The organism is Arthrobacter sp. TJ-238, assembly GCF_058269215.1.
Genome location: NZ_JBZCNH010000009.1, coordinates 142767 through 149944 on the forward strand (window position 1 = coordinate 142767; position 7178 = coordinate 149944).

Genomic DNA, 7178 nt, shown 5'->3' on the forward strand with positions numbered 1-7178 from the left:
GACTCGCCCCGCTGCCGATTGTGAGTTCGATGTCGTGGCGCTGGGAGAGGTCATGCTGCGGCTCGACCCGGGCGAGGGCCGGATCCGCACCGCCCGCCGTTTCGACGCATGGGAGGGCGGCGGCGAGTACAACGTCGCTCGCGGGATACGAACAGTGTTCGGGCTCCGGGCCGGCGTCGTCACCGCGCTTGCGGACAACGAGATCGGCCACCTCGTCGAGAACCTTGTCCTACAGGGCGGAGTCGATACCTCACTGATCCGGTGGGAGGAGTACGACGGTATCGGCCGCACTGTCCGCAACGGACTCAATTTCACCGAGCGCGGCTTCGGTGTGCGGGGCGCGGTCGGAGTCTCCGACCGTGCCAACACCGCGATCGCTCTGCTGACTCCAGGCGCCGTGGACTGGAGCGACCTGTTCGGTCGTCGTGGGGTGAGATGGCTCCACACCGGGGGGATTTACGCCGCTCTGTCGGAGAGCGCCGCCGCTGTTGCCGAGGAAGCGATGGTCGCTGCCCAGAAGTACGGCACCGTGGTGTCCTTCGACACCAACTACCGGCCCAGCCTGTGGGCCGGTATCGGTGGGAGAGAGGTCGCCAAGGACGTCAACACGAGGTTGGCCAGAAATGTCGATCTTTTGATCGGCAACGAGGAGGACTTCACCGCCGCACTAGGCTTCGACATCGAACGCGTCGACGAGGACTTGAGGACGCCGACGAACAGCTTCGCCGCCATGGCAGGGATCGTCGCGGAGAAAATGCCGTGGGTCTCCGTTGTGGCGACCACGCTGCGAACCGTTCACACAGCCAGCGACAACGACTGGCAAGCCATCGCCTGGTCCTTGGAGACAGGCGTGTTGTCCTCGGCGGCCCGCGACCACCTCGGCATCTTCGACCGTGTGGGGGGCGGTGACGGCTTCGCGTCCGGGCTGATCTACGGCCTGCTCGAGGGAGAGGAGCTGCAGACGTGCCTCGAGCTCGGTGCTGCCCATGGTGCGCTAGCGATGACTACACCGGGTGACAACTCCATGGCCACCCGTGAGGAGGTCTGGGCACTGGCCAGCGGTTCCAACGCCCGCGTCCGACGCTAGGCATCAGATGAAACACGACAACAGAAGTGCCCACCGGCTGGATGCAGTTCCTGAACCCATGGCTTCACAGGTCAGTGTGTATGTCGTTGCTGTCCCGGCTCAGTCCCCGCCGAGTGCGGCCACCACACTGGCTCGGCTCTCGTCTTCACTCGCGAGAACGCCGCCGTTCGCGACGGTGTCTGCCGAGATCTCGGTGAAGACCATGCGCACGTCCTGCCGACGAGCCCCAAGGATCTCAACGGCACTATCGGCCACGGCACGGGCGAAGGCGCGACGCTGCTCCAGCGTGCGGCCCTGCAGGAGCTCAACGGTGATATTAGGCATGGTAGGCCTCTCTCCTAGCGGTTCGTCCACAAGGACGACTTTGGTTCATCAGTGTGAATATCACCTTACCCAACTCAATTAGGGCGCGCAATGACTCCGAGGCTGTCGATGATTATGTGGAGCCGCTCGTGTGAATTTATGGATCGTCCAAACTTCACCTATGACCGTGCAGCGGTGACCGATTGACGAGCAGTGCCCACGCTTGCGCGATGAGGGACGATAACAGGCGGAGCGCAAGGACGACGGCACCCTGAGAGTCCGTTCTGGTGAGCGAGGCGCGCCAGAAAGCGCGCACCGCTCCAGATGCGCAGGGCCTGAGTACATGTGCGCCGGACATACGACGCTGCCAAGGATTGGCAGCGTCGGGTGTGGAAGAGCGGCCACCTGATGCCGAAGCGACCGATTGCTCGAAGCTACAAACAGCGGCATCTCAGCAATGCATTCGCCCAGCGGTACGGGGCAACCGTCTTTATCAGCAGCCCCTTCCAAGTAGTTCCGGTAGACAACCGATAATCGAAAATTTGTCAGCTGATATTGACGATCCGAGGATGGCGCTTTTGGGTTGATCGGCACGCTACGTGGGGAAGGGAAGTCCCTCGACGCGTACACCGAGCGCGGCGCGAAGGCGACGGCCAGGCGCCTGGGCGTCACCGAGAGCAACGGGATCATCGTGGGGACGGCCAGCTGCGTCTTGAACCAGAACAGGTTTCACCGACGGGAAACCCGTTCGGTCAGGAGAGTAGTCGCTACTTCCTGAGGATGCGCCATAACCAGTGGCACAACCAGTGGGACGTTAGCCGCGACAGATCTGGCGGTCGAAGAGCGTTTGCTCAGCAGACTCCCCCGGAGGTCGCGATGAATTGCCGATAATTGATATTATGTCAGGTAAAAGGTATTGAAGGGGAGCTCAAAGGGTCTTCAGTCCATTCATCTTGCAGCATCGATGCCCGGCTCCTGCGGGGTAGATAGCAGCGCGTCAGCATATCGATCTGCAGCTCGTCTCACATGGGAGGGTGTGATGATGAGCAACCAAACCGAGGCGACGATCACAGCCCAACTACCGGAAACCACCAGGGGCCACAACGTCCAGCCCGTCACGCCAGCGACACTCAGACCAACGCCCACTGTGCTGGTGAGGAAAACGAATGCGGCGATAACGATACCCAAGGGTTTGAGTCCGTAAAGGTTGCGGGCAGCGCCGTAAAGGAGCAGCTCGCTGTAGACCCTCGGGTAGGCATCCTGGATGCGCGTGAGCTCGCGCAACCTGGCAACCGCGTCGTCGTAAACATCGTCTGCTGCTTCGGGATTTCGGGCTTCATCCTTCGCTTTGGGTAGCTTGACACCGGTCATCGCTTGTACCCGCCGATGTAGCCGAACGACCTCTTCTTTCTTATTGTCGGTCCACCTCAGGCGTTGGACTGTAGGACTACCGCCCCACCCCTTCCACAGTGTCTTCTGCACATCGCCCCCGCGGTCGCGGACGAGGCGCATGACAATCAGGTGCACCCCTGCTGCGGCCACGAGGAGGAGGGCCGAGCGAGTGAGGTCGCCCAAGCTCTGTACTCGGACCAACAAGACAACAAGCAGCGTTACTGGAGCTAGAGCCCACACGGCCGGTTTGAGTTGTGTGGTGCGCTCATACCTGTCAGGCACGTCTAGCCGTCCACCTCCACCCATTTCAACGGAGCAATTGGGCCCCAGCTCGGACGGTCCTCCGCGTCACGATTCCATCGGACGGTCATACCTCTGGTCGCGCAGACCATGTAGCCACGTCGGGTGAAAGCGTTTGCCACCTCGGGCCGAGGAAAGTCGTCCGCCTCCTTGCCGACGCTTACGAACGCAGTGCGGGCTTTTGTGTCACCGACGATCGGGCCTGCGAGGCGATTCATCACTTCAGCCGTCAGGTTGTGGCGTGAACCGTGGTGCGGGATGTCGAAGAAGTCAGGGTAGGTGTTTCCGATACCGAGCGTCTCAAGGGCATCGGCTGCTTGCAGCAACGCCGGAGCCCCTGCATCGCCGGTAAAGAGCGCCCGGTACTGATCGACCTGAAGGTTGAGGATTAGGCTGCTGTTGTTGCGCGCTGTGGTGCCACCGTTGTCGGTCAGTTCTCCCTCGCCAGGGTCCGTACTGCGAAAAGAGAGGACCTTTCGAATCGCCGTTGCCGCGGCTCGTACGACTGAGCTGAACGATTTCGAGTTGCTTTCCTGTACTGACTCCCCCGCGAGCAGATCCTTGTAGTAGTCCTCTGTGGGGCCAGCTACTGTGATGGCGCCAGAGAGGAAGGTTGAGCCCGCGAATGCGTCTGTGGTGACGATCGTCCCGTGTTGACGAGCAAGCCCTATAAGTTCGTCGACTTTGTCGGCCTTCACGTCATCGGAGGTGTACCCGTAAGCGGAGGGCTGGTGGATGACGAGCTGCCCTACGGTGAGCTGATCGAATACACCGAACAGTCCGTTGATGTGGTCATCATCGGGGTGAGTGCAGAACATCAGGTCGATGTGAGAGGTTCCGTAGTACCGCTGAACGTGTTTCACGATTTCGTCGCTGGTTTCAGCGAATCCGCCGTCGATCAGGACGACCCGATTCGCACTCGTCACTGGGTCCGAGATATGGCAGAGGATTGCGTCACCGGTGTTCGAGCTGTCCCCAATCGGGATGAATTCAATCTCTATCATTGGGTTGTACCTTCCTAGGCGCCGTTAGCCGTGAATTATCGATGGATTGGTGCTCGAATCCGGGCGGGTGCATGCCGGACAGGCCTTGCTCGTGAGGGGGGCCACCGCCGACAGCGGGACCGATCGCGGTCAATAGTCAAAACCGCGATCGCAAACATCGGCGACGCGGGTCAAGTCTGGTGTACTAAGTTCTAGTTAGTTCTAACGATTTTCATATACCCCGTATACTTCCCTATATGCATCTCGAACTCAACCCCTACAACCCCGGCTCCGGGCTCCGGCCACCCGTCATGGGAGGCCGGCAGCGAGAGATAGACGCCTTCGATCTCATCGTCGCCCGCACCAAACGCGACCTACAGAACCGGGGCATGGTGCTCTCAGGTTTGCGAGGCGTCGGCAAGACGGTGCTGCTCAACTACCTGCGAGCTCACGCCGACAACCACGGATGGTTCACCATCTGGCTGGAAGGCAAACCCGAAGCACAAGGCTTCACCGAAGTCCGCGAGAAGTTCGCCCGCGAACTGACCTCGGCGGCTCGCCGCTACAACGGACCTTCCGGCAAGGAACGACTCCGCCAAGCCCTGGGCACCATCCAGTCCTTCACCCTGGCTCTGGGCGTCCCTGGCATCAAGGCCGACATCAGCATGGCCTCAGCCCAGGGCGCAGATAATGCGGCCGGCATGCGGGGTGATCGAGCGAACTCCGGGACGATCGACATCGATCTCGAGGAACTCGTCGAGGACGTATCTCTTGCACTGAAAGCGGACAACAGCGCCTTCGCGATCTTCATCGATGAAATGCAGGACCTCGACCAGGATCTACTGACCGCGCTCATCACCGTCCAGCACACCGCCGGCCAACGCGGCTGGCCGTTCTACATCATCGGCGCAGGACTGCCGAACCTACCCACAACCCTCAGCGAAGCGCGAACCTACGCCGAACGACTGTTCGACTACCGCACCATCGGCCCGCTCGAGAAGCCAGATGCCCAATACGCGCTGACCCGACCCGCGAAGGAGATGGGCGCCGAGTACTCCCCCGAAGCCCTCACCACCCTGCTCGAGGCGTCCGGCAACTACCCCTACTTCATCCAGGAATTCGGCAAAGCCATCTGGGACGCCGCCCCAACGACCCCCTTCACCGGAAGCGACGCAGAACTCGCCGTCGCATTAGGGCTCGGCCAGCTAGACGCCGGATTCTTTTCCTCCCGATGGGGACGGGCAACCCGGAAAGAACGCTCCTACCTACGAGCAATGGCCGAAGACGGAGACAACGGCTCGAGCACAAGCCAAATTGCTGAGCGGCTCGGCGTCAAAGTCACCGCTCTTGGCCCTGCCCGGGCGCAACTCATCAGCAAAGGCATTATCTACTCGCCCGACTACGGACGAGTCGCGTTCACCGTTCCAGGTATGACGGGATTTATCCTCCGCCAGCAAGACGACTGACCGCTCTCAGAACCGAGTGATCGTCAGTCATAATCAAACTCGGCCCGAGGTGAAAATTGCTCAGTCAGCGACACGGAAGCCCTGACGTCAACGTTCCGCTTCATGCGCTGATCGAAAGTTATCGTTATGTCAAATTATGTTGACGAACAGGGTCTAAAGGGCGCACCACAAGGCCCCTCGTAGCTTCTCTGACCAACAGCCTCCAACACCGGATGGGAGGTGCTGGAGGGCTGTTGACTAGGACGCAAATGAGTATGCGCGACGTCGCGCGCCGGCCCGTTACGCTCGCTATGCCGTTGATGAGCTGAAGAGCCTACTGATGGCGTTGTCGGTGCCCACAGCTAATCTCAATGTATGCCTAGTGTCGCGTTCGACGACCGGCGGCTAGAGAGGCGATCGCATGGTTCAGTCTGAGGGGCTCCCCGCCCGTGGTGTGGTGTTCTGGCCTGTCGGCACCGGCGACAGCACGACGGTCGTCGTTGACGACCTCGTTGTACTGCAGGTCGATTTGCATGACATGGCGAAAGCCGATGATGAGGCCATGCCTGAGGTCGCGGTGGTCGACCGTCTGATCGAGGCGTTGCCGGTGGTGGACGGTATGCCGTACTTGGCGACCTTCGCGCTGACGCATGCTGATAAGGACCATTGTTTAGGCTTTGCGGACCTAGTTGACCGGGTCAGAATCGGTGAACTGTGGTCCACGCCCCGGTTGTGGCGCGAGTACAACGACCCAGACGCTCCGGCTCTCTGCAGCGACGCGATCGCTTTCCGGGAGGAGTCCGAGCGACGTATTGCGGCAACGATGGAAGCGGTAAACGCCGGAGGGGCCCCGACCAGTGGTGATCGCATCCGGGTTATTGGGTACGACGACGAGCACAGTTCCCATGCCTATGACGAGTTGCCGGATGAGTACCTCGCGTGGCCTGGAAAGTCGTTGACTGTGCTGGACGGGCACGAGCGAGCTGGCGTATTTGAGGCGTTCATCCACGCGCCGTTCAAGGACGACGCCGCATCGGCGCGGAACGAGACGTCGCTGTCCATGCAGGTCACCCTGACCGACGAGACCGGCGTCGATGGCAAGGTGCTGCTGTTCGGAGACCTGGCCCACGACACGATCATGAAGATCTTCGACTACAGCGAGTACTACGACCGCGAACAGTACCTGGCGTGGGATCTACTTTTGGCCCCGCACCACTGCTCCAAGCGCGTGATGTACGAGAGGGACAGCGACGGCAACGAACAGCTCCAGCTGGATGTCCTCAACGCGTTCGAGCGCAACGCCCGCCCGAATGGGACCGTCGTGTGCAGCAGCGGAGTGTTCCCCGACGTGGACGTCGATGGGCATAACCCGCCCCATCGGATGGCAGCGGATCGGTATTCGGAGATCGCGGACGAGGTCATCTGCACCATGTCCTGGGTCGATGAAGCGGCACCGTCCCCGGTCGTGTTCGGCGTTGACGCGACCGGCGCACGCGTCATTCGTGGCGACCTCGTCCACAGCGCTGCGACGGAGGCCAAAACTGAGCTGGCGGCCTCGGCGACTGGTCGTCGGTTCGCTGCCATCACGGCAGCCGCCGTCGCTGTTGGTAACGCGACTCCCATCGCCGCTGCCGCTGCGCCGTCGAGTGCGGGCCCGGAGCGTGTCGA

At 61.2% G+C, this 7178-nt stretch carries 6 protein-coding genes; 3 read left to right on the plus strand and 3 right to left on the minus strand.

Annotated features, from left to right (window positions below):
- The first annotated feature begins 52 nt into the window (after nt 1-52).
- On the plus strand, nt 53-1087 hold the full coding sequence (locus AC4D2O_RS17485; protein WP_490908635.1) for a sugar kinase: 1035 nt from the start codon (nt 53-55) through the stop codon (nt 1085-1087).
- 99 nt (nt 1088-1186) lie between these two features.
- Here AC4D2O_RS17485 and AC4D2O_RS17490 read toward each other — a convergent pair whose 3' ends face one another.
- From AC4D2O_RS17490 to AC4D2O_RS17500, 3 genes are all read right to left on the minus strand, one after another.
- Nucleotides 1187-1411, minus strand: coding sequence for a tautomerase family protein (locus AC4D2O_RS17490; RefSeq protein WP_490908636.1), 225 nt, complete (start codon nt 1409-1411; stop codon nt 1187-1189).
- A gap of 927 nt (nt 1412-2338) precedes the next feature.
- Nucleotides 2339-2761 carry a hypothetical protein gene (locus AC4D2O_RS17495; RefSeq protein WP_490908637.1) on the minus strand — a complete coding sequence of 141 codons (423 nt, stop codon included), beginning with the start codon at nt 2759-2761 and terminating at the stop codon, nt 2339-2341.
- A 305-nt stretch (nt 2762-3066) separates the two neighbouring features.
- On the minus strand, nt 3067-4086 hold the full coding sequence (locus AC4D2O_RS17500; protein ID WP_490908638.1) for a ComEC/Rec2 family competence protein: 1020 nt from the start codon (nt 4084-4086) through the stop codon (nt 3067-3069).
- 236 nt (nt 4087-4322) lie between these two features.
- Here AC4D2O_RS17500 and AC4D2O_RS17505 point away from each other — a divergent pair, with 236 nt between their 5' ends.
- Nucleotides 4323-5531 (plus strand): ATP-binding protein, encoded by a 1209-nt coding sequence (locus AC4D2O_RS17505; RefSeq protein ID WP_490908639.1) that lies wholly within the window; start codon nt 4323-4325, stop codon nt 5529-5531.
- Nucleotides 5532-5931: 400 nt separating this feature from the next.
- The coding region (gene mblB / locus AC4D2O_RS17510) for an anti-phage 6A-MBL system MBL-fold protein (RefSeq protein WP_490908640.1) at nt 5932-7178 on the plus strand (1247 nt) is incomplete at its 3' end.

Bases quoted from the DNA above. Each gene is read 5' to 3' on its own strand.
- AC4D2O_RS17485 (WP_490908635.1), top strand. From the start codon at position 53: ATGCTGCGGCTCGACCCGGGCGAGGGCCGGATCCGCACCGCCCGCCGT.
- AC4D2O_RS17490 (WP_490908636.1), bottom strand. From the start codon at position 1,411: ATGCCTAATATCACCGTTGAGCTCCTGCAGGGCCGCACGCTGGAGCAG.
- AC4D2O_RS17495 (WP_490908637.1), bottom strand. From the start codon at position 2,761: ATGACCGGTGTCAAGCTACCCAAAGCGAAGGATGAAGCCCGAAATCCC.
- AC4D2O_RS17500 (WP_490908638.1), bottom strand. From the start codon at position 4,086: ATGATAGAGATTGAATTCATCCCGATTGGGGACAGCTCGAACACCGGT.
- AC4D2O_RS17505 (WP_490908639.1), top strand. From the start codon at position 4,323: ATGCATCTCGAACTCAACCCCTACAACCCCGGCTCCGGGCTCCGGCCA.